Source organism: Paenibacillus sp. FSL R7-0204 (assembly GCF_038002225.1).
GTDB lineage: Bacteria > Bacillota > Bacilli > Paenibacillales > Paenibacillaceae > Paenibacillus_AQ.
Map to the genome: position 1 here is coordinate 2,996,871 of NZ_JBBOCA010000001.1, position 22,482 is coordinate 3,019,352.

The 22,482-nt window shown below is 53.0% G+C and carries 18 protein-coding genes; 14 read left to right on the plus strand and 4 right to left on the minus strand.

Annotated features, from left to right (window positions below; genetic code table 11):
- Window positions 1-57 precede the first annotated feature (57 nt).
- The 11 genes from dinG to MKX42_RS13400 all read left to right on the plus strand — a co-directional run bounded on the left by dinG (window position 58) and on the right by MKX42_RS13400 (window position 13,108).
- Complete coding sequence (gene dinG / locus MKX42_RS13350) at window positions 58-2,919, plus strand: ATP-dependent DNA helicase DinG (RefSeq protein WP_340752914.1); 2,862 nt, start codon at window positions 58-60, stop codon at window positions 2,917-2,919.
- A gap of 158 nt (window positions 2,920-3,077) precedes the next feature.
- Window positions 3,078-3,728: a redox-sensing transcriptional repressor Rex gene (locus MKX42_RS13355; protein ID WP_036698060.1), complete on the plus strand. Its 651-nt coding sequence runs from the start codon at window positions 3,078-3,080 to the stop codon at window positions 3,726-3,728.
- Window positions 3,718-5,019 carry an amidohydrolase gene (locus MKX42_RS13360; RefSeq protein ID WP_340752915.1) on the plus strand — a complete coding sequence of 434 codons (1,302 nt, stop codon included), beginning with the start codon at window positions 3,718-3,720 and terminating at the stop codon, window positions 5,017-5,019. Before MKX42_RS13355 ends, MKX42_RS13360 begins: the two co-directional genes overlap by 11 nt.
- Window positions 5,020-5,048: 29 nt before the next feature.
- A complete protein-coding gene (locus MKX42_RS13365; protein WP_340752916.1) occupies window positions 5,049-5,570 on the plus strand; it encodes a cell wall elongation regulator TseB-like domain-containing protein in 522 nt (173 codons plus the stop codon).
- A 193-nt stretch (window positions 5,571-5,763) separates the two neighbouring features.
- Entirely contained in the window at window positions 5,764-6,525 is a 762-nt protein-coding gene (locus MKX42_RS13370; protein ID WP_340752917.1) for an aminoglycoside adenylyltransferase domain-containing protein, read from the plus strand.
- A gap of 225 nt (window positions 6,526-6,750) precedes the next feature.
- Window positions 6,751-7,293: a hypothetical protein gene (locus MKX42_RS13375; protein WP_076079205.1), complete on the plus strand. Its 543-nt coding sequence runs from the start codon at window positions 6,751-6,753 to the stop codon at window positions 7,291-7,293.
- Window positions 7,286-8,788, plus strand: a complete 1,503-nt coding sequence (locus MKX42_RS13380) for an AAA family ATPase (RefSeq protein ID WP_340752918.1) — start codon at window positions 7,286-7,288, stop codon at window positions 8,786-8,788. The genes MKX42_RS13375 and MKX42_RS13380 overlap by 8 nt, the downstream gene beginning before the upstream one ends.
- 132 nt (window positions 8,789-8,920) lie before the next feature.
- Window positions 8,921-9,793 carry a 3-hydroxyacyl-CoA dehydrogenase family protein gene (locus MKX42_RS13385; RefSeq protein ID WP_238652968.1) on the plus strand — a complete coding sequence of 291 codons (873 nt, stop codon included), beginning with the start codon at window positions 8,921-8,923 and terminating at the stop codon, window positions 9,791-9,793.
- Window positions 9,790-10,998, plus strand: coding sequence for an acetate/propionate family kinase (locus MKX42_RS13390; protein ID WP_340752919.1), 1,209 nt, complete (start codon window positions 9,790-9,792; stop codon window positions 10,996-10,998). Before MKX42_RS13385 ends, MKX42_RS13390 begins: the two co-directional genes overlap by 4 nt.
- Before the next feature lie 21 nt (window positions 10,999-11,019).
- Window positions 11,020-12,315 carry an asparagine--tRNA ligase gene (gene asnS, locus MKX42_RS13395; protein WP_340752920.1) on the plus strand — a complete coding sequence of 432 codons (1,296 nt, stop codon included), beginning with the start codon at window positions 11,020-11,022 and terminating at the stop codon, window positions 12,313-12,315.
- Window positions 12,316-12,340: 25 nt separating this feature from the next.
- Window positions 12,341-13,108, plus strand: a complete 768-nt coding sequence (locus MKX42_RS13400; protein ID WP_340752921.1) for a DnaD domain-containing protein — start codon at window positions 12,341-12,343, stop codon at window positions 13,106-13,108.
- 580 nt (window positions 13,109-13,688) lie between these two features.
- On the opposite strand, the gene proC is transcribed toward MKX42_RS13400, so the two are convergent.
- The 4 genes from proC to MKX42_RS13420 all read right to left on the minus strand — a co-directional run bounded on the left by proC (window position 13,689) and on the right by MKX42_RS13420 (window position 18,344).
- A complete protein-coding gene (gene proC, locus MKX42_RS13405; protein WP_340752922.1) occupies window positions 13,689-14,555 on the minus strand; it encodes a pyrroline-5-carboxylate reductase in 867 nt (288 codons plus the stop codon).
- Between the two features lie 30 nt (window positions 14,556-14,585).
- Complete coding sequence (locus tag MKX42_RS13410; RefSeq protein WP_340752923.1) at window positions 14,586-15,833, minus strand: glutamate-5-semialdehyde dehydrogenase; 1,248 nt, start codon at window positions 15,831-15,833, stop codon at window positions 14,586-14,588.
- Between the two features lie 55 nt (window positions 15,834-15,888).
- On the minus strand, window positions 15,889-16,992 hold the full coding sequence (proB, locus tag MKX42_RS13415; protein WP_340752924.1) for a glutamate 5-kinase: 1,104 nt from the start codon (window positions 16,990-16,992) through the stop codon (window positions 15,889-15,891).
- A gap of 440 nt (window positions 16,993-17,432) precedes the next feature.
- Window positions 17,433-18,344: a LysR family transcriptional regulator gene (locus MKX42_RS13420; RefSeq protein ID WP_340752925.1), complete on the minus strand. Its 912-nt coding sequence runs from the start codon at window positions 18,342-18,344 to the stop codon at window positions 17,433-17,435.
- 165 nt (window positions 18,345-18,509) lie between these two features.
- On the opposite strand from MKX42_RS13420, the gene leuC reads away from it, so the two are divergent.
- The 3 genes from leuC (at window position 18,510) to MKX42_RS13435 (ending at window position 22,335) form a co-directional block, all read left to right on the plus strand.
- Window positions 18,510-19,934 (plus strand): 3-isopropylmalate dehydratase large subunit, encoded by a 1,425-nt coding sequence (gene leuC, locus MKX42_RS13425; protein ID WP_340752926.1) that lies wholly within the window; start codon window positions 18,510-18,512, stop codon window positions 19,932-19,934.
- A 29-nt stretch (window positions 19,935-19,963) separates the two neighbouring features.
- Window positions 19,964-20,566 carry a 3-isopropylmalate dehydratase small subunit gene (leuD, locus tag MKX42_RS13430; protein WP_340752927.1) on the plus strand — a complete coding sequence of 201 codons (603 nt, stop codon included), beginning with the start codon at window positions 19,964-19,966 and terminating at the stop codon, window positions 20,564-20,566.
- Window positions 20,567-20,757: 191 nt separating this feature from the next.
- Window positions 20,758-22,335, plus strand: coding sequence for an N-acetylmuramoyl-L-alanine amidase (locus tag MKX42_RS13435; protein ID WP_340752928.1), 1,578 nt, complete (start codon window positions 20,758-20,760; stop codon window positions 22,333-22,335).
- The last annotated feature ends 147 nt before the right edge of the window (window positions 22,336-22,482 follow it).

Here is a 22,482-nt window from a genome sequence, read left to right on the forward strand (position 1 = left end):
TTCGTAACTTCTGTTATGCTGATAAAGAGTCTCAAGTGAAAGGGAATAGAACTTATAATGAAATTTGCCGTGCTTGATTTTGAAACTACGGGAACCCAATCTGTGGGAGAGATCATCCAGGTTGGCCTTGCCATTATAGAAGAAGACGGGACGATTTCCCGGGTGTATGGTTCCTACGTCAAGCCCGGAGCACCAATTCCTCCTTTTATTACGGGCCTGACCGGAATTACAGACAGTGATGTACAGGATGCGCCGGAGCTTGATGAGATGATGATGGAACTGGTGCCGCTGCTGGATGATGTCGTTCTCGTCGGACACAATGTAGCGTTTGATTTTCATTTTTTGCAGAATGCGCTGGACCGATGCGGCTACCTGCCGTTTCAGGGGCGGATTCTGGATACCATCGATTTTCTCAAAATATGCTTTCCCTCGCTGAGCACGTATCAGTTAGGCGCGGTAAGCAGCCACTTCGGCATTACGCATGACCGTCCCCATCAGGCGGACAGTGATGCACTTGCCACGGCTATTGTGCTGCTCAAATGTCTGGAAGAGCTGCACAGTCTGCCGCTGCTGACCATTCAGCGGCTGAATGAGCTGTTCGCAGACGAAGACAGTGATTTGGCCTGGTACTTCGACGGTCTGCTGCGGGAGCGGGAGATGGAGACCTTTCAGCCGGAAGGGGAGCTGAGCTTCTACCGCCAGCTTGCGCTGGCTGTGGGGGACTGGGCAGAGCTGGCTACGCCCCGGGAGGAAGGAAGCGTTAATCCGCTGGAGAATGTTTCCTTTGCAGAGTATATGGATGAGGTAACCAAGCGGCTGAAGGCTGTTCTTCCCCAGTACGAAAGCCGTGAAGCCCAGGAGCTGATGATCCATGAGGTCATTACAGCGCTTGAGCAGGACAAGCATCTGCTGATTGAAGCGGGGACAGGCACCGGCAAATCGCTGGGTTATCTGCTTCCGGCCATCTACCATAGTGTGAAAAGTGATCAGAAGGTGATGGTCAGCACTCATACCATTAACCTTCAGGACCAGCTGCGTGAACGGGATATTCCGCTCTTAACCAGCGTTGTGCCGTTCCCGTTCAAGGCCTCCATCTTTAAGGGAAGAGGGCACTATTTGTGTCTGCGCAAGTTCGAACATCGAATGAACAAAAAGGACTTTACGAGTCCAAGAGAAGAAGCGCTCACCGCTGCGCAAATGCTCGTCTGGCTGACCCAGACAACGACTGGCGATGATGAGGAGCTTAACTTAAGCGGACGGGGCGGGGATTTCTGGGAGACTGTAGCCAGTGATACCGACTCCTGCCTGGGACGCGCCTGTCCCTGGTTCCGCAAATGCTATTACCACCGTGCTAAGCATGAAGCCGGGATCTCCGATGTAGTGGTCACCAATCACTCCAAGCTGTTCGCAGATGTCAAAGCCGGGCATCAGCTTCTTCCGGCTTATGACCATCTTGTGATTGATGAAGCCCATCATTTGGAGGATATTGCCGGCAAGCATCTTGGCATGCAGATGAAATATTTCACATTCGCCCATACCCTCACCCGTCTCTACAAGGATAGCCGGAGCGGGCAACTGCCTGCCCTCCGGCAGAGTCTGCAGTCTTCGGGCAGTGAGCAGGCTTCCGAATGGAGCGGCGTGATCGACCGGATCTATCCCGATCTGCTGACGGTCAAGGAATCCTGGGATGCACTCAGCGACCGGCTCTTCAGCCTGCTGCCCGAGCGCAGCGATGCCGGGGCCGGTGAAGCAGGCCAGCTGGTGGCTCGCCTGCAGCCGGGCAAGAAGCCGAAGGATTGGGAGGAGCTGGCTGCGCTTGAGAATACGCTGAACCTCAGTCTGAGCGATATCATCCGCAAGGGTGACAAAATGCTCAGTGAGATGCGTGACACGGACAGCCAATCCTCATCGGACAGTCTTGTGACCGATATCGGCGGGTTATTCAAGGATCTGGCATCCATCAGAGAGCAGATCCGCTTCTTCATGAGCCTGAACGATGAGAATATCGTGTATTGGCTGGAGGGAAGCGGTAATTATAAAGGCAAGTCGCTGCAAATGTCTGCCGTTCCTGTAGATGTCAGTACTCAGCTCAGGGAGCTGTTCTTCGACAAGAAGAAAAGTATTGTCCTGACCTCGGCCACCTTATCCGTGGATAAGTCCTTCCAGTTCATGATTGATAATCTGGGCCTTGGTGAAGCTGCGGAGCAGGGGCGTCTGATGACTGCTCTGCTTCCTTCGCCGTTTAAGTACCGTGAGCAGGCGCTCCTGGTCATTCCCCGCGACTTCCCCAGTGTCAAGGGAAGTATAGGGGATGCCCGTTTTGTGGACACGCTTGTACACTCCCTTGCCGAGACTGCTGTAACTACACGTGGGCGGATGCTGGTGCTGTTCACCTCCTACAAGATGCTGCGGCAGGTGTATGACCCCCTTAAGGAGGCACTTGCCTCCCAGGATATCGCGGTGCTCGGACAAGGTGTGGAGGGCGGCAGCCGGAGCAAGCTGATCCGTCGCTTCCAGGACAGCCCGGCTTCGGTTCTGCTGGGTACCAGCAGTTTCTGGGAAGGGGTAGATATTCCGGGAGAAGCATTGACCTGCCTGGCGATTGTCAGATTGCCGTTCCAGCCGCCGAATCACCCGCTGGCAGAAGCGAAGTCGGAGTTGCTTCAGGCACAGAAGAAGAACCCGTTCATGAAGCTGTCCGTGCCGCAGGCTGTCATCCGCTTCAAGCAGGGCTTCGGGCGGCTGGTCCGCACGGCGCAGGACCGGGGCATCGTAATTGTGTACGATACCAGGGTAATTGAATCGTATTACGGAAAGTACTTCCTGTATTCGCTCCCCGGTCCCAAGATGGAGCATATGCTCACCGAGCAGATGGTCCCGAGAATTGCTGAATGGCTGGAAGACGGCGGGGTTTCCTAATTCATCTGCTATTGCTATTATTAATAAGTCATGATGTACCTGAAGATCCGTTCCCGCTTGCCCTGCCACTCCGGCAGGCGGCGGGATACGGTTGCTATAACCGGCATTATTTAAGAAGCGAATTTGTGATGTTACATCAACTTTAAGGAGGAGAATACATGAAATCGGATAAAATATCGGAGGCCGTCGTGCGCAGGCTCCCAGTGTACCTGCGTTTCCTGAACGATCTCCAAAAACGTGAAATCTCCACAGTCTCTTCTCAGGAGCTGGGCCAGAAGCTTGATCTGAATCCCGCCCAGATCCGTAAGGATTTGGCTTATTTCGGTGATTTCGGCAGAAAGGGCATCGGCTATGATGTATCTTATCTGATTGAGAAGATCCGCCATATCCTGAAGCTTGACCAGCAAATTAATGTTGCCCTCGTTGGAGCCGGTAATCTGGGTCATGCCTTGTCTAACTACAACGCTTACTTAAAGGATACTATGAAGATTACTGCGATCTTCGATGCCTACCCGCCTAAAGTGGGCCAGCAGATCAACTCGCTGGTTGTGCAGCCGATGGAGGAGCTAAGCAGTACCATCCGCTCGCAGGGCATCCGGATCGGGATTATTACCGTACCTGACAGCGAAGCCCAGAATGTAGCTGATATTCTTGTGGACTCCGGCATCGAGGCGATTCTGAACTTCGCACCGGTTATTCTCAAGACACCTGCCAATATCCGGATTCATGCCGCAGATTTCACCACAGATCTGCAGAGCCTGGCCTATTATTTGCATGACGGAAAGGATGAGGCAGAAGATGAGCAGTAAGATCACAATAATTAAGAACGGGTACTTTCTGGTTCCGGGCAGCGATAAGCCGGTTCTAAGCGGATATATGACCCTGGAGAATGATCTGATTACTTACATAGGTGAAGCTGAGCCGGTAGTGGAGGATGGCGCTCAGGTCGTAGACGGCAGCCGTCTGCTGTTCATGCCTGGTCTGGTCAACACCCATGGACATACTGCCATGTCACTGCTGCGCGGATACGGCGACGATATGGTGCTTCAGACTTGGCTGCAGGAGAAGATGTGGCCGATGGAAGAGAAATTCACTGGTGATGATGTATATTGGGGAACCTCATTGTCCGTACTGGAAATGCTGAAGGGCGGTACAACCACCTTCCTCGATATGTATGATCATATGGACCGGGTAGCGGAAGTAACTGAGCAGTCCGGTATTCGTGCGGTGCTGATGCGCGGCGTAATTGGGCTGTGCCCGGAAGAGGTACAGCAAGCGAAGCTCGCTGAGGCGATTGCTTTTGCCCGTAACTGGCACGGTAAGGCTGACGGCAGAATCACTACCATGCTCTCGCCGCATGCCCCGTACACCTGTCCTCCAGAGTTTTTCATGAAGTTTGTGCAGGCTGCCCATGATCTGGACCTGCCAATGCACACCCATATGTCCGAGACGCGCCATGAAGTGGAGCAGAACGTGGCCGACTACGGTCTTCGTCCAGTCGCGCATCTGGAGAAGCTGGGGATGTTCACCCGTCCTTCGCTCATTGCCCACGGGGTTCATCTGAACGATGAGGAAATCGGGATTCTGGCCCGCCATAACGTTGGCGTGTCGCATAACCCCGGCAGTAACCTGAAGCTGGCCAGCGGAGTTGCGCGTGTTCCTGAGCTGCTGCGAGCCGGGGTTAAGGTCTCCCTGGGTACAGACGGCGCGGCAAGCAACAACAATCTGGATATGTTCGAAGAGATGAGGCTGGCGGCTCTGATCCACAAGGGCGTAAGCGGTGATCCCACAGCGGTACCGGCTCCTGAAGCGCTGCTGATGGCTACGGAGTATGGGGCGCAGTCTATTTTCCTGAGCGGAGTAGGCCGGCTTGCAGCAGGGATGAAGGCTGACTTCATCGCACTTGATATTGACCAGCCGCATCTGCTGCCGCATACCGATCTGCTCTCCCATGCCGTTTATTCGGCCAGCGCCAAGGATGTGGAGCATGTATGGGTGAACGGCCAGCAGGTTGTGAAGCATGGACAATGCCTGACACTTGATGAAGAAGCCATCCGCCGCAAAGCACAGGAGACGTTCGAGAGCCTGCTTAAACGGTAATTCAGGGGAACAGGAAAGGAAGCAGCGTGGTGAAGAAGAAGAGGAGAAAATGGATCTGGCTGGGGATTACCGTAGTGCTGCTCCTTCTGTTCGGACTAAGCCAGTTCTATGCCTATATTATGAAGGACCAGTGGAACGAGCGGAGTGAGGCCAAGGAGCTGGCCCGGGCGCGTGCCGGACTAACAGAGGTTACCAAGGCCCAGAAATCCGTCTGGAATGAGAATGAGATCTACTGGGTGCTGACCGGTAAAAATGAAGCGGGAAACGACCTGATGGTGTGGGTCCGTTTCACCTTGGAGGGCAAGCCTGCCGGAGGCGACAACGACCTGTATGCCGAAGAGCTGAGCAATGGCACCTCGGAAGAGAAGATGCGCGGAATCATAGCCGAACGGCTGCCGGATGTTAAGATCGAACGGCTGCTGCCCGGTGTATACAACGGGGAATATGCCTGGCAGCTATTTTACAAAAAAGACGGGCGATTCTATTACAACTTCTACCGCTTCAAGGATGGCAGCGCCATCGGTGAGGGGTACAGTCTGCCGAACCGTTAAGCTAAGCGCTCAGCGGCAGAATACACTACGGGGGAACAGATTATCTGTTCTTCCGTTTTTTTTATATCCATCATGTCTAAAATAATCTGGAACTTGAGATACATCGATTTATATACTTTAATTGATATACTGATTGTATTCCCCGAATGCTATCGCAAACCTGCATATATGTCTCACAAGGAGGATGTTGAAATTGGAAATTTTAGCATATTTGGATCAGGCAGTGGATTTGTTCAAGGAAGAGCTTGGGGATAATCTGTCGGGGATTTATCTGCACGGCTCCCTGGCCATGGGTTGTTTTCAACCGGGTTCAAGTGATATTGATCTGCTGATTGTCGTAGAGGACAAGTTGCCCGCAGAGGTCAGTCAGAGACTTGCCGGACGTATCGTAGCTTTTCATGACAGTCTGCCGAATAAGCGCGGAATAGAACTGTCTATCGTCCTGAAGACATACCTGCGCAACTTTGTGTATCCTACGCCATTTGAATTTCACTTTTCAGAAGCTCATTTAGAGCGGTATAGAACGGATGAGAATTATCTGTGCGGCGGCTTTGAGGATGCTGATCTGGCGGCGCATTTTGCAGTAGTCTACCATCGCGGGTTTATCTTGTACGGGGAGCCGATCCGCGAGGCTTTTGCGCCGGTAGACCGCAGGTACTATCTGGATTCTATTATCCGGGATATCGATGATGCGCCGCAGAATATTGGGAATGCTCCACTCTATTACACACTGAATCTATGCAGGGTTCTCTACTATGTGCAGGAAGGTCATGTCGCTTCCAAGAAGGAAGGCGGGGAGTGGGGACTGCAGTGTTTGCCGGAACGCTATCACGGGCTGCTGAGAGGGTGTCTGAAGGAATATAGCGGTGCGGCCGTCGCCGAAGGCTATGAACTGGAGCTATTAACTGATTTTGCGGAATATATGTTGGCTGAAATCCAGCGGACTCCGAACTAATAATTGGCTGAGCAAAAATGATAAGCGCATGAAACATCCAGAAATTAGTATCAAAAATTTTAAATATATTCACAACTTTATGTAAAATCGTATATACACCTGTGATATACTACTACTTGTATCAGGACATGCTTAAGAGCATGTCAGTCTCGGAGGGGCGCTAGACACGCTGGATGGTCTTTATTATAGAGTTATGCTCGGTCATTTTTGAGAGGAGGACGTTTCTTGAAACTGCGTCTTATGCCTGTACTGCTAACGTCTCTGCTGTCTGCTGCATTATTGTTTGGTGGCTGGTATTCTTACCGTCAGTTTGCGGTGCAGGAGCCGCTTCAGAAGCTGGTATCATCCTACGAGGGAGTGAAGGATTCCCATATTACTATTAAACGCAATGAGGTCACTTTGAAACTGGATTTGCAGCCGGGCACGAAATTACGTGAGCTGGTGCAGTACGTATCGAGAGAAGGCAGCACTGCTATTGACGGCAGGACCCTTAAGCTGGATGTGGAACAGAAGCCGAGTGAACTGCTGGATGAGTATTGGGATAAAGCGATGTTCTCTGTAGCAGAAGCGATGGAGAGCCGGAAGTATACATTGATACCAGCGAAGCTGGACGGATTGAAGGAGCAGGACAGCAAGTACAGCGGGGTTACAGCTACCACAGAGATTGACGACAACAATGTGTATGTAAGCCTGAGCAACGGCACTGAGAGCAAATTTATCATTCTGCCGCGTGCAGCAGCCAAGATGGGAGTGTGGAATAATGCCTAAGTACTGGAAAGAGGTTGTAGCCGGATTCGTTCCGGTCATGCTGATTTTTATGGCTTTTGTGGGGATTAATATCTTCCCTGTCATTATAGCGCTGGGCATGGTTGCCGCGCTCCTGTTCATTGCCCATGCCCGCGGCGGTCTGGCCGTCAATGCAGGTGCAGATAAGAAGCGCAAGAAGAACGGCCCCTCCAAGCTGACCTTTGAAGAGATCGGGGGACAGGACAATGCCAAGCAGGAGCTGCGTGAAGCGCTGGACTTCCTGATCCGGCATGAAGAAATCAGCAAGTTCGGGATTCGCCCGCTTAAGGGGATTCTGCTTACCGGCCCTCCGGGAACAGGAAAGACGCTGATGGCCAAGGCTGCGGCGCATTATACCGACTCTGTGTTTGTAGCTGCTTCAGGCAGTGAATTCGTTGAGATGTATGTCGGTGTGGGCGCAGGACGCGTACGCGATTTGTTCAAGGATGCCCGCACGCGCGCGCTCAAGGAGAATAAGCAAAGCGCCATTATTTTCATCGATGAAATTGACGTTATCGGCGGGAAGCGCGAAGGCGGACAGCAGCGTGAATATGATCAGACCCTCAACCAGCTGCTGACGGAGATGGACGGGATTTATAACAATGATACACCGCGTATCTTGCTGGTAGCTGCAACGAACCGCAAGGAGATGCTTGATTCCGCGCTGCTGCGCCCGGGGCGTTTTGACCGCCACATTCAGGTGGATATGCCTGACAAGAAGGGCCGCAAGTCGATTCTCGACCTGCATGCCAAGAACAAGCCCCTGCATGACACCGTGAATCTGGATAAAATCGCCGAAGAAGCTTACGGCTTCTCGGGTGCACAGCTGGAGAGTGTGATGAACGAAGCGGCAATCTACATGATGCGTGAGAATCTGACCCTGGTGGAGCAGCGTCATCTGTCGATGGCGATCGACAAGGTCATGATGGGTGAGAAGACCGACCGTGAGACCAACCATGAAGAGAAGAAACGGGTAGCGATTCATGAGCTTGGACATGCTATTATGGCTGAATTGCTGCGCCCCGGAAGCGTTAGCCAGGTAACACTGACCCCGCGCGGTCAGGCTCTAGGGTATGTCCGGCATAATCCGCAGACCGAGCAGTATCTGTATACGAAGGATTACCTGGAGAACCAGATCATGATTGCCCTTGGCGGAGCGGCTGCCGAAGAGATGTATTACGGCGGACGCAGTACCGGTTCCCGTGGAGACTTTGATCAGGCGCTGAATATCGTCGAGACCATGATGAAGTCAGGGCTCACCTCGCTCGGGATTGCGAATCTGCAAATGGTTACCACAGAAGAATTAATGAAGGAAAACAGTAAGATACTGGATGAGCTGATGATCCGTACGAAGGACCTGCTGGAGCAGCAGAGAAATATATTTGATTACTCCCTTGACATTTTAATGAAGGAAGAAGTTCTCTCCGGAGAGCAATTTCGTTGTCAATTTCGTGACAGTGTCCTTTTACCGGCATAATTCTTTATGCCGGTTATTTTTTTTTACTTTTCAGACATGCTAAGATATCATTATATGTCGGGCTACTTATTTTTTTCGACAGACAAGGTACAATACAGAAGTATAGATACCTGAAAGGATGGAGACTTTTACATGAATTTTAAGAAGATCGGTGTCATCGGCGGAGGCACAATGGGACAAGGGATTGCCGAAATGCTGGCAGCCAAAGGCCTGGATGTCATGCTGGTGGAAAAAACTGCAGAACGGCTGAACTACTCCTACGAAATGATCGAGACCAGTCTCGACAAGCAGCTGGAGAAATGGGCGATTACCCAGGCGGAGAAAAAGCTGATCCTGGCCCGCATCCAGAAGGTTACACACTTCGCTGAATTGAGCTCCTGCGATATGGTCATTGAGACCATCGTTGAAGATCTGGAAGCCAAGCAAAAGGTATTCAATCAGCTCGATCAGGTGTGTCCGAGCCACATTATTCTTGCCAGCAATACGTCAACGCTTAGCTTGACTGAGCTTGCAAGCTCTACAATGTATCCGGAACGCGTTATCGGCATGCACTTCATACACCCTGTAGGTAAAGTGGATCTGGTTGAAATCGTGCGCGGTCTGAAAACCTCGGACAGCACATTTGAAGATACCAAAGCCTTTGTCGATGAGATTGTAGAGAAAAAAGGCGTTATGATCTACGAATCCCCCGGATTTGTATCTTCACGCCTCATTTGCCTGTTCATTAACGAGGCTATGCATGTGCTCCAGGAAGGGGTTGCCTCTCCTGAAGATATTGATGACGCTATGCGCATCGGTTACCAGTTCCAGAACGGGCCGCTTGAAATGGCAGACCGCTTCGGTCTGGATTCCGTTCTTGCCGCACTTGAGAACATGTTCCGTGAATACGGAGAGCTCAAGTACCGTCCTTCGACAATCCTCAAGAAGATGGTGCGTGCAGGACAACTGGGTACGAAATCGGGCGAAGGCTTCTTCAAGTATGACAAGGATGGTGACCGTATATGAATATCTTAGTAATTAACTCCGGCAGTTCCTCATTGAAATATCAGCTGTACAACATGACAGATGAATCCGTACTCGCTAAAGGGCTTGTAGAACGTATTGGAATGGATTCCTCTATTCTGAATCACAAGCCGACAGGCAAACAGGAAGTAACCGAAGTAAGCGAAATTCTGGAGCACAATACAGCGATCCGTAAAGTGCTTGCTTGTCTGACTGACAAGGACCATGGGGTTATTGGCTCCACTGACGAGATCAATGCTGTGGGCCACCGTGTAGTACACGGGGGGGAATTCTTCAAGGCTTCCGCTCTTGTAGATGCAGATGCGAAGACCAAGATCCGTCAGCTGTTCGACCTTGCACCGCTGCATAATCCTGCTGCGATGATGGGGATTACCGCATCTGAAATTAACATGCCGGGTGTACCGCAGGTTGTTGTATTTGACACTGCCTTCCACCAGACAATGCCTGAGAGTTCTTATATGTACGCCATTCCTAGAGTGCTGTACAACAAATACAAAGTCCGCCGCTACGGTGCGCATGGTACTTCCCACGATTTCGTCAGCAAAGCCGCTGCAGATTATCTGGATCGTCCGCTTGGCGAACTCAAAATCATCACCTGTCACATCGGTAACGGCGCCAGCGTGACTGCAGTTAACGGCGGCATTTCTGTTGACACTTCGATGGGGATGACTCCGCTGGAAGGTCTGATGATGGGTACCCGCAGCGGTGACCTTGACCCGGCAATTGTTCCTTATGTGATGAACAAGGAAGAGCTGTCTGTAGGTGAAGTGAACTCCATGCTGAACAAGCACAGCGGACTTCTGGCAATCTCTGGCGTGAGCAGCGACATGCGTGATATTATTGACGGTGCGGAGAAAGGCGAGCCTAATTCCACGCTTGCTTTTGAAATGTACGAGTACCGTCTGCGTAAATACATCGGTTCTTATGCAGCAGCCATGAACGGTGTAGACGTAATTGTGTTCACCGCCGGTGTCGGCGAGAATGCTTCCCTGCTGCGTGAAAAAGTACTGAACAATCTTACGTTCCTCGGAATTGAACTGGATGCGGAAGCCAACAAGGTCCGCTCAGGCGATCCGCGCCGCATCTCTACAGCTGATTCCAAGGTACAGGTGCTTGTGGTTCCGACAAACGAAGAGCTTGTCATTGCACGCGATACTTACAGTATTGTGCAAGGAATTAACGGCTAAATTAGAGGAGAGATCTTAGGCATGGCTAACAAGAGTGTAATCAAGAACGTGAATGAGCATGTTGGAGAGAGTGTTGTTATCGGCTGTTGGGTTAACAACAAGCGCTCCAGCGGTAAAATTCAGTTCCTGCAGCTTCGGGATGGTACAGGTTATATCCAGGGGGTTGTGGTGAAATCTGAAGTCCCTGAGCAGGTCTGGGATGATGCCAAGAGCCTCACCCAGGAAAGCTCGCTGTACGTGACCGGAATTATCCGCGAGGAGTCCCGCAGCCAGTCAGGCTTTGAAATGACGGTTACAGGAATCGAGGTCTTGCATATTACCGAGAATTACCCAATTACACCCAAGGAGCATGGCGTCGATTTCCTGATGGACCACCGTCATCTCTGGCTGCGTTCCTCTAAGCAGCGGGCGGTAATGGTCATTCGTGCGGAGATTATCCGTGCGGTTCAGCAGTTCTTCAATGAGCGCGGCTTCACGAAGGTGGACCCGCCGATTCTGACACCAACGTCAGCAGAAGGCACGACTAACCTGTTCCATACCAAGTACTTCGAAGAGGACGCCTATCTTACCCAAAGCGGACAGCTGTACATGGAAGCCGCAGCTATGGCTCTGGGTCGCGTCTATTCGTTCGGGCCTACCTTCCGTGCAGAAAAATCCAAGACCCGCCGCCACTTGATTGAGTTCTGGATGATTGAGCCGGAAATGGCCTTCACCGATCATGAAGAGAGCCTATGCGTGCAGGAGGATTTCATCAGCTTCGTCGTGCAGTCCGTGCTTACGAATTGCCGCGCCGAGCTGGAAGCGGTGGGCCGCGATGTCTCGAAGCTTGAGAACATCAAAGCTCCGTTCCCGCGTATCAGCTATGACGATGCGATTAAGTTCCTGAACGAAAAAGGCTATGAAATTGCCTGGGGCGATGATTTCGGGGCTCCTCATGAAACGGCGATTGCCGAGATGAGCGACAGACCGGTCTTCATTACCCACTACCCGGCTTCCTTTAAGGCCTTCTATATGAAGCCGCATCCTGATCGTCCTGAAGTGGTGCTGTGCGCAGATATGATCGCTCCTGAAGGCTATGGGGAGATCATCGGGGGATCACAGCGTATCGATGATCCGGCGCTGCTGGAAGCCCGCTTCAAGGAACACAACCTGTCGATGGATACCTACAAATGGTATATGGATCTGCGCACCTACGGCACGGTTCCACACTCCGGCTTCGGTCTGGGGCTGGAGCGTACAGTAGCCTGGATCTGCGGTCTGGACCATGTCCGTGAGACCATTGCCTTCCCTCGTACACTGTACCGTCTTTACCCTTAAAGAAATAGGGAAAGGGGGCTTAAGTATGGACGGAAAAGGTTGGAATACCTGGGGCGAGGGCGTAGCTTTCGGCCTGGAGAACGGAATGGCCATCATTCCTTATGCACTCCTGAAATATTACCGGAAGCTGAATCTGACCGGCAGCGAATCCTTGCTGCTGATTCATCTGCTCTCCTTCAGACAGGTGGAGGGAATTGATTTCCCTTCCCTGGAGGAGCTGCAGGCAGTAACCGGGCGTAGTATTCCGGTGATTGCCGGAGAGCTCCAGAAGCTTATGAAGGAAGGGTTCATCAGCATCGACGGAGATAATGACGAGCTGAGGGACATCCATTATGAGCGCTACAACTTCTCCGGCCTATACGCGAAGCTGGGAGCTTATCTGGCAGAACTCTCGCGGGAGAATGCCAAAGAGAAGCCCAGCCAGAGCGGGCGGGAGCCGGGTGCCCGGGCAGTGGCTCATTACTCCGGGGCTACCGCACCGGACGGCGGATATGGCCGCCCGGCTGTGCCGGGTGACAAGGAGTCAGAGGACGGACGCAGTCTGTTCAGCATTTTCGAGAAGGAATTCGGGCGTCCGTTATCCCCCATGGAATGTGAAACCATTTCCGGCTGGGTGGATGAAGACCGCTATCCCGAGGAGCTGATCCTGCTCGCGCTGAAGGAGTCGGTCTTTGCAGGAAAGGTTCATTTCCGTTACATTGACCGCATTCTGCTGGAATGGGCCCGCAACCGGGTGAAGAATGCCCAGGATGTCAAAGCCTATTCCCAGAAATTCCGGGGCGGCGGACGATGAGCGGAGCGAGGTAGATATATGCCGGTCCAGAGCAAGTCCCTGCCGGTTAAGGTGTCCCTTAAGTCATGTATGTGGCTTAAGGGGCATTTTTTTATTGATTAGGAAATTATGATTTTCGTCCGATGTGGATAAGTCGTGCATAAAGTTAGATAAGTGTCTTGTAGCCTCGGCAGGATGATTATATTCTGGATCAGTAATAGGAACGACTTCGCTGATTTCATCGAACACATGGACAGCGCGTGGTCGTCTGGGCCGAATGTGGTCGAAAACCCGACTACATTCGGTGTGGCGGATGGTGCGAGGGGGGGATGTGGTCGAAAAACCGATCAGAATGGGGATGCCGCAGGCATTTTGTTCTTTGATGCATGGGAGTTAGCTGAAAATGTGCGGAGAGAGGGAGAAGGGCAGAAGTGCTCCTGAAATCAGCAAAAGTGGCATAACGAGCAAAATGAAGGGTATAAATGCACTTGACTTCACCACTCCCAGCACACAGCCCGCAGTCCCTTCACATCGAAGGAACTGCGGGCTGTTATGTTGTCGTAAGAAGTTGTGGAAAGTAATCAATAACTAGACCAAAAAATTAGTGCAGCTCCTGCTCCAGAGCCGAGCCCATCTCCCGGGAACGTTCCGCACAGCGGTTGACGGCGGAAATGACGGTCTCGAAGAAATCGCCGCGCTCCAGCACTTCAATGGCCGCTTGGGTAGATCCATTCGGCGAGGTGACCTTCTTGCGCAGAGAGGCGGGCTCTTCACCGGTCTGCTGTACCATCCGGGCTGCGCCCAGCACGGTCTGGACAGTCAGCTCACGGCTCTGCGCAAGCGGCAGCCCTCCGCGGATGCCTGCAGCAATCATCGCTTCCATCATGTAGTAGATGTAAGCTGGTCCGCTGCCGGAGATCCCGGTTAAGGTCTCCATCCGTTCTTCGTCAATAACCGCCGTCAGGCCAACCGCTTCGAAGATATTAAGTGCTGTACGGCGGCTCTCTTCGCCAACCTCCTTGGAGAAGGCAATCCCGGTAGCACCGAGGCCGATGGAACTGGAGGTGTTCGGCATGGTGCGGACCACAGGCTGCGGATTACCCAGTAAACCTTGCATTGTACGGATGGTCAGCCCGGCAATCACGGAGATGACGAGCTGATCCGGCGACAGCAGCGGCCCCAGTGAACGGAGCGCTTCGGCAGCGTCTTTGGGCTTCATGGCTAGAACGATGACCGGCGCAGTGCGCAGAGCTTCGAGCTTGGATTCGGGAGCGTTATAGCCAAGCACGCCGTAACGGCTGCGGAGTTCAGCGAGGCGCTCGCTGCTGCTGCGGTTCAGCATAATAATTCGGCCCGATTCCACTACATTCCGGGCGATCAATCCCCGCACAATGGCCTCAGCCATCGAGCCTGCGCCGTAAAAAACGATATTATGATTGATGAGCGGAATTGCTGGTTGCTGGCACATGGCTGGCAGTCCCCCTATAAGTTGAGTGAGTTAACCTCTGATTTGGCCGGAGCCGTGAATCATATATTTGCTTGAAGTCAATGCAGGCAGTCCCATTGGCCCGCGGGCATGGAGCTTCTGGGTGCTGATGCCGATCTCGGCGCCGAAGCCGAACTCAAAGCCGTCCGTAAACCGGGTAGATGCGTTGTGGTACACCGCCGCAGCGTCAACCTCCTGCAGGAAGCGTGCAGCATTCGCCGCGTCTTCAGTCACAATACATTCGGAATGCTTGGTGCCGAACTTTGCGATATGGCCAAGAGCCTGTTCCAGCGTGTCCACGATACGAATATTGAGAATATAATCGTTATATTCTGTAGCGAAGTCCTCCGGTGTGGCAGGCACAGCCCAAGGAATAAGAGCAACGGTATCCTGGCACCCGCGCAGTTCCACACGAGCCTCGCGGAAGGCTTCAGCAAGTGCGGCGAGATGTTCTTCAGCGTAAGCACGGTGCACCAGCAGTGTCTCCATTGAATTGCAGACCGAAGGCCGCTGAGCCTTCGCATTCACGCTGATGCGCCGGGCCATTTCCGGATTGGCACTTGCATCCAGATAAGTATGGCATATGCCTGCCCCTGTTTCAATAACCGGTACGGTGGCATTTAGAACCACATTCTGAATCAGGGAGCTTCCTCCGCGCGGGATGATGACGTCCAGCAATCCGTTCAGCTTCAGCATTTCATCCACGGAGGAGCGGTTAGGATCTTCGATCAGCTGCAAGGCATCCGGCGGAAGAGCGGTACCCGCAAGTGCGCGGTGCAGCACCTCGGCGATGGCGCGGTTGGAGGAGAGGGCGGAGGAACCGCCGCGCAGCACCACAGCATTGCCGGTCTTGAGGCATAGTCCGGCAGCGTCAACGGTGACGTTGGGGCGTGCTTCATAGATAATGCCGATCACCCCAAGCGGCACCCGAACCTTCTCGATGTGCAGGCCGTTCGGCCGTTCGATCGTCTCCAGATTGTCTCCAACCGGATTAGGCAGTTCGGCAATCTGCTGCAAGCCTTCGGCTATGCTGTCAATCCGGCCCGCATCCAGGGCCAGCCGGTCGAGCATCGACTCCGGTGTCCCGTTCTGCCGTCCGCGCTCCAGGTCTTCGGCGTTGGCGGCAATAATGTAATCAGCTTCGGCACGCAGGGCGGCAGCCATTACCAGCAGGGCTTCATTCTTCTGGGCGGTAGTCAAGCTTGCGAGTACCCCTGTGGTTGCTTTGGCCAGCGTTGTCTTGTTAACCACTTCACTCATGGCAATTCCTCCTAAAAGTTATGTTGGCATAGGGAGATACAATATGTTTCGTAAATTAACGAAGCGTGATCCATTCGTCCCGGTGGATAACCTCAAGCCGGTGTACTTCACCGAGCTTGGGCACAATCTCACGGCTGGGAAGCCCCTGAATGCTGCGGAGCTGGGTGTCATCATAATTGACGATACCCCGCCCAAGCAGCTTCGCATCCGGGCCGAGCACCTCGACGACATCCCCCGAATGGAAGCTGCCCTCAATACGCCTAACCCCGACGGGCAGCAGGCTATGGCCTCCGTGGAGCAGCGCTTCAACAGCACCATCGTCGACATACAGGGATCCGAGCGGGGTGGACATGAAGCCCAGCCATTGCTTTTTGACCGGCAGAGAAGAGAGGGTGGTGGCAAAATAAGTGCCTTTGCCTGTTCCGGCTGCGGCCTGCGATAAATCCCCCGGCTCCTTAACCTGGCCTACGAAGACCGGAACGCCGCCCCGCGTGGCAATCTTGGCCGCATCGATCTTGGAGCGCATGCCGCCGGTTCCTACGCTTGAGCCTGCACCGCCTGCAATGGCATAGATCTCAGGCGTAATCTCTTCTATGTGCTCATACCGTACAGCATCCGGGTGCTTGCGGGGATCGCCGCTGTAGACGCCGTCCATATCCGTCAACACCAGCAGGTGCGAGGCCTTCAGCAGATTGGCAACCAGCGCCGATAACGTATCGTTGTCACCGAACTTCAGCTCATCCACCGATACGGTATCGTTCTCGTTGAACACAGGCACGGCGCCTTGGCGGAGCAATTCTTCCACCGTCATCATGGCGTTGTTCATGGCCCGGCGGCTGCAGAAGTCCGTACGGGTCAGAAGAATCTGAGCAGTGGGTAGACCGTGGCCTGCGAAGGCCTCCTGATAAGCCTGCATTAGCATAACCTGTCCTACTGCCGCCGCCGCCTGTTTCTCATGCAGCAGCCTTGGTCGGGAAGCATAGCCGATGCCCCGGAATCCCGCTGCGACCGCCCCGGAGGTGACCAGCAGTACTTCACAGCCGTCCTTGCGGAGTGCGGCGATCTCGGCGGCGAAGAAGGCGACCGCCTCACGATTGAGGCCGCCTTCGGGACCCGTGAGCGAACTGCTGCCGATTTTGACCACAATTCTTGTCGTCATTGTCTTTCACTTTCCTCTCGAATTGAAATGCCTGTAACGCCCGAAAATGACAAAAAGCCCCCATCCTTAGACTTAGCAAAGGACGAAAGCTTGATTAACTTCCGCGGTACCACCTTCATTGATGAGGGTTCATCCGACTTCATTCTCATAACGGGAGTATCCGTCCTGCAGGGCAGGCCGCTCAGGGGTAGGATTCGGAAAGGACCTTCGCGGTAAATTCTCCCAGCCTTCAGGAATTTACTCTCTGCACACGAATATACGTCCATTCTTACTGGTCCCGTCAGCACGTTTCACTATTTGTCACTTAGGATACCATGGGGCAGCAGGGTTTGCAAAGAGCCGCAGACAAATTTTTTCATGCAACGCAGGCAGCACGATTTATGTTTATCCTGTGGGGCAGAGGACCTGTGGATGAGAGCACCGCCGCTTGCTTGCTATGACTAGTTATCGGTCAAACCGGCCACGGTTGCCTTGAAGGTCTCGATAAAAGCTTCGGCTGCACGGGATAAGTAACGTCCGCGCCGGTAGGCAATGACCAGCGTCCGGCCTGGGACCGGCTCAGCCAGCGGAAGGTAGACCGGTACGAATTCACTCCTCGCAGCGCGTGCAATAAAGTGGGGCACCAGGGTAACGCCCATCCCGGCAGCAACCAGCGACTGGACTGTCTCCATATTGTTGCTCTCGAAAACAATCCGTGGCTCAAATCCGGCCTGGCGGCATAACTCCACGGTCATTTTACGGAAGCCTTGGCCTTCCTTAAGTACGATAAAGGGTTCATCCTTAAGCTCGGCCAGGCTGGTGCGTATGCCCTGCGGTTCACGGCCGGCCAGCAGATGCCCCGGCGGAACGGCAAGATCGATCCGCTCTTCACCAAGCACCTCGTAGGCCAGGGTCGGAATTTCGAGCGGCAGGGAGAGCAGGCTGAGATCGGTCTGGCCGCTGGCTGTCAGCTTCTCCAGGTTCATAGACGAGTCCTCCAGCAGGGTGATTTCAACCTCGGAGTATTTGCTCTTGAACACAGGCAGTACATGCGGGAGCAGATGCGCTCCGGTGATCGGCATACTGCCGACCATTACGCGTCCTGTACGAAGCTGGGAGATATCGGACATCTCCTGCCGCAGCAGTTCAACAGCATCGATGATCCCCTGAGCTTGTTCAACGAATTTCTCGCCGGCATAGGTCAGCTCCACAGAGCTGGTATTCCGCTGGAAGAGAAGCACACCGAGCTCCTTCTCCAGCTTGGAGAGCTGCTGGCTGAGGGAGGGCTGCGCGATATGCAGCTTCTCTGCTGCGCGTGAGAAGTTCCGTTCGGCGGCGATCTGCAGCGTATATTGCAATTGTCTGAGTTCCATACTTATGCTCCTTTAAGAGTAAGTCTTCTGTTTATAAGTATAACCTATAAACCCTATAGAAATCATATCTTGGAATTATAAACACACCGATGTTATATTTAGAACATTCAAGAGAGACTCCACGCTCTCTTCATAGGAACGATTCTACTATATGAGGTGAAATTCATGAGCAAGAAGACAATGTTTGAGAAGATTTGGGAGAATCACGTTATCCATCAGGAAGAAGGCAAGCCGAGCATTATTTATATCGATCTTCATCTGGTTCATGAAGTGACTTCCCCGCAGGCGTTTGAAGGACTGCGCCTCAGCGGCCGTAAGGTCCGCCGTCCGGGACTTACCTTTGCGACAATGGATCATAACGTGCCTACCAAGGACCGCTTCAATATTACCGATCCGATCTCCAAGCAGCAGATTGATACACTTTCGCAGAACTGCCGTGATTTCGGCGTAAGATTGTTTGACCTGAATGATATTGACCAAGGTGTCGTTCACGTCATGGGTCCTGAGATTGGCCTGACCCATCCCGGCAAGACGATTGTCTGCGGGGACAGCCATACCTCCACTCACGGAGCCTTCGGTGCACTGGCCTTCGGGATCGGCACCAGCGAAGTTGAGCATGTGCTTGCCACCCAGTGTCTGCAGCAGTCCAAGGCCAAGACTATGGAAGTGCGCTTCACTGGCAAACGTAATCCGGGTGTGACTGCCAAAGACATGATTCTCGGCGTTATTGCCAAATACGGAACTGATTTTGCCACCGGTTATGTTATAGAGTATACAGGCGAAGCTATTCGTGAGCTGTCGATGGAAGAGCGTATGACCGTCTGCAACATGTCGATTGAAGGCGGAGCAAGAGCGGGCCTGATCGCACCGGACGAGACAACCTTCAACTATCTGCGCGGACGTCAATATGTGCCGCAGGGTGAAGCGTATGATGCCGCTGTCGAGACCTGGAAGGGCCTTGTTAGTGACGAAGGCGCCCAGTATGATACTGTGGTCGAATTCGATGTAGAAACACTTATTCCGCAGGTTACCTGGGGAACTAGCCCTGGTATGGGAACAGATATCAACTCAACCGTACCGAACCCTGCTGATTTCACTACCGAGAATGAACGCAAAGCAGCCGAGAAGGCGCTTGAATATATGGATTTGACTCCAGGCACGCCAATGTCCGAGATTGGAATTGATTATGTCTTCATCGGCTCCTGCACCAACGGCCGGATTGAGGATCTGCGGGCCGCGGCTGAAGTAGCCAAAGGCCATAAGGTATCCGGCAAGGTTACAGCAATCGTGGTGCCTGGCTCCGGGCGCGTGAAGATGCAGGCCGAGAAGGAAGGTCTGGACAAAGTGTTCACCGAAGCGGGTTTTGAATGGCGTGAAGCCGGCTGCAGTATGTGCCTGGCGATGAATCCGGATGTTCTGCAGCCGGGACAGCGCTGCGCCTCTACTTCTAACCGTAACTTCGAAGGACGCCAGGGACGCGGCGGACGCACGCATCTGGTCTCTCCTGCCATGGCGGCTGCGGCAGCCATCAAGGGACGCTTCACGGATGTGCGTGACTGGAACTACAAGACGGAAGCCGTCAACTCATAGAATAATTGAGAGAGCAGGAGGATACAGTAATGGAAGAATTCAAGAAGTTAACAGGAATTGTAGCCCCGGTAGACCGGGTTAATGTAGATACGGATGCGATTATCCCTAAGCAGTTCCTGAAACGGATTGAGCGCACAGGCTTTGGACAATTTCTATTTTACGAATGGCGTTTTGATGAAGCAGGGAATGACAATCCGGCATTCGAAATGAACAAACCGCGTTATGAGGGGGCTTCAGTGCTAATCTCACGCGCGAATTTCGGCTGCGGCTCCTCCCGGGAGCATGCGCCCTGGGCCATCATGGATTACGGATTCAGAGTGGTCATCGCACCATCCTATGCCGACATCTTCTATAACAACTGCTTCAAGAACGGCATTCTGCCGATCAAGCTCTCGGAATCCCAGGTAGACGATCTGTTCAGCCGCACTGCAGAGCATGAGGGCTACACACTTACAGTGGATCTGGAGAACAACAAGCTGAGTGATGAGTATGGCCTTGCCATTACCTTTGAGCTGGATGAGCACCGCCGCCAGTTCCTGCTGCAAGGGCTGGACGATATCGGCCTGACACTTCAGCATGCTGATGAGATTGCCGCTTACGAAGAGCGTCATGCAGCTAAGCTTTTTGCCTAAGAGCTAAGATAAGCTAAAGGCTGAGTCATATTTATTCTTAGTATTTACACAAAACTTCTATTTCCGGGTGTCGGAAATAGAAGTTTTTTTGCTATAATCGAGATATTATTGCCTGCGAAGGCAACTTTTGGGGATTATTGTCGTCTTAATCTTATCTGCAAATCTATCAATGGACCAAAGGAGAGGAAAGGATGAAGAAAGCCGGACAACGGGTGTTGCTTCTACTGCTGCTGCCACTGCTCCTCCTGTCATTCGCCGGCCACAAAGCTGCGGCAGCCGGAACAACCCCCGGTAAGATCGTGATGGACAGCAAGGAACTCGCATTGCCCAAGGGGGTAATCCTCGAGAATGTGAATGGAAGCGTTATGATTCCGATCCGTGTAGTGGTGGAGAATCTGGGCTTCGAAGTGCTGTGGGAACAGAGCAGCCGCAAGGTAACTGTCCAGCAGGACGGCAAGTCTGTACAGCTTGCAGTCGGCAGCACCACCGCACAAGCTGATGGTGTTAACCTGACTCTTAATGCTGCACCCAAGCAGAACGGCGGGACGGTACTGGTGCCTATCCGCTTTGTCAGCGAGCAATTCGGTCTTAGCGTCGGCTGGGACAATACGGATAAGACGGTGTATTTGAGCGGAGGGGCAACGGAGGCTGCGCCAGTCACTCCAGATCCGCTGCCTTCAGCCACCGCAGCTCCATCCGTGTCACCCGGAGCCGCTCCAGTAGCTGTTCAGTCCCCTGTACCAACCACTCCGCCTCAGAGCGGCACAGAGACTCTGGAGGAATTGGACGGGAGTGTTATAGTTACTCCAACTCCGCCAGCTACATCACCAGTGGTGAAAGGGGCGGTATTCAGCGAGAACCGGCTGATTGTAGCCGCTGCGGGAGGAGCCAAGGCTACGGTTACGAGAGTTACCGGACCCGACCGGATTGTAGTGGATTTTGCCGGAGCGGCATTTGCCCCTGATTTCAGCGGGAGCTTCCCTGGCGTATCTACGGGAGGAAGTCCGCAGGGCAAGCTGGATGTGAGCGGCTACCCGCTTGTATCTGAAATACGTTATGCGTTGTTCAGTACGAATCCCCCGACGGTCAGGTTTGTAATCCAGACTACAGGTTACCAGAATTATCAAGTAAGTACGGATGAGAGTACAGGACTAGTCACAATCGATCTGAATGTAACAGGCAATGAAACGGGTGCACCTGTGAATCCGGGATTTACCGGAAGACCGATTATTGCGCTGGATGCCGGACACGGGGGCAAGCAATCGGGTGCTGTCAGTCTTACCGGCAAACTGGAAAAGACCTTCAATCTCGCGGTCATCCTCAAAGCCGGAGCTATTCTGACGCAGGAAGGCTGGGCCGATGTCATTTACACCCGTACATCGGATATTACTCTGGGTCTCCAGGATCGTGTGAAGATTGCCCAAGCAGCGAATGCTACGTTGTTCGTATCCCTTCATGCCAATTCACTCGATGTATCCTATCCGAACCGGAGCAAAGTGAATGGCAGTGAGACGTACTATAGCCGCAGTGAGAGCCTGCCGCTTGCCGAGATCATGCAAAAGCATCTGGTAGCGGGAACCGGCCTCAAAAACAATGGAGTGCGCTCGAAAAGCCTGCATGTGACCCGGGAGACCCGGATGCCTGCAATTCTGCTGGAGGCGGGGTATCTGACCAATCCAGGAGATGAAGCAGCCCTGTACAGCGAACAGATGCAGGATAACCTCGCGCGGGAGATTGTAGCAGGAATTAAGGAATATCTTGGGTTGTAATGCTGCATAAGCGGAGCTGTCTGTAACCGCACTACATACCTTTTAGCTATAGGGAATACACAGACATTTCCACGTTAGTTGGGATTTATTCGCAACTTTTAAGTTCTACGAACGTCTACACTATGTCGAAGGTTGTCAGTTGGCATG

Bases quoted from the DNA above. Each gene is read 5' to 3' on its own strand.
- dinG (WP_340752914.1), top strand. From the start codon at position 58: ATGAAATTTGCCGTGCTTGATTTTGAAACTACGGGAACCCAATCTGTG.
- MKX42_RS13355 (WP_036698060.1), top strand. From the start codon at position 3,078: ATGAAATCGGATAAAATATCGGAGGCCGTCGTGCGCAGGCTCCCAGTG.
- MKX42_RS13360 (WP_340752915.1), top strand. From the start codon at position 3,718: ATGAGCAGTAAGATCACAATAATTAAGAACGGGTACTTTCTGGTTCCG.
- MKX42_RS13380 (WP_340752918.1), top strand. From the start codon at position 7,286: ATGCCTAAGTACTGGAAAGAGGTTGTAGCCGGATTCGTTCCGGTCATG.
- MKX42_RS13385 (WP_238652968.1), top strand. From the start codon at position 8,921: ATGAATTTTAAGAAGATCGGTGTCATCGGCGGAGGCACAATGGGACAA.
- MKX42_RS13390 (WP_340752919.1), top strand. From the start codon at position 9,790: ATGAATATCTTAGTAATTAACTCCGGCAGTTCCTCATTGAAATATCAG.
- asnS (WP_340752920.1), top strand. From the start codon at position 11,020: ATGGCTAACAAGAGTGTAATCAAGAACGTGAATGAGCATGTTGGAGAG.
- MKX42_RS13400 (WP_340752921.1), top strand. From the start codon at position 12,341: ATGGACGGAAAAGGTTGGAATACCTGGGGCGAGGGCGTAGCTTTCGGC.
- proC (WP_340752922.1), bottom strand. From the start codon at position 14,555: ATGTGCCAGCAACCAGCAATTCCGCTCATCAATCATAATATCGTTTTT.
- MKX42_RS13410 (WP_340752923.1), bottom strand. From the start codon at position 15,833: ATGAGTGAAGTGGTTAACAAGACAACGCTGGCCAAAGCAACCACAGGG.
- proB (WP_340752924.1), bottom strand. From the start codon at position 16,992: ATGACGACAAGAATTGTGGTCAAAATCGGCAGCAGTTCGCTCACGGGT.
- MKX42_RS13420 (WP_340752925.1), bottom strand. From the start codon at position 18,344: ATGGAACTCAGACAATTGCAATATACGCTGCAGATCGCCGCCGAACGG.
- leuC (WP_340752926.1), top strand. From the start codon at position 18,510: ATGAGCAAGAAGACAATGTTTGAGAAGATTTGGGAGAATCACGTTATC.
- leuD (WP_340752927.1), top strand. From the start codon at position 19,964: ATGGAAGAATTCAAGAAGTTAACAGGAATTGTAGCCCCGGTAGACCGG.
- MKX42_RS13435 (WP_340752928.1), top strand. From the start codon at position 20,758: ATGAAGAAAGCCGGACAACGGGTGTTGCTTCTACTGCTGCTGCCACTG.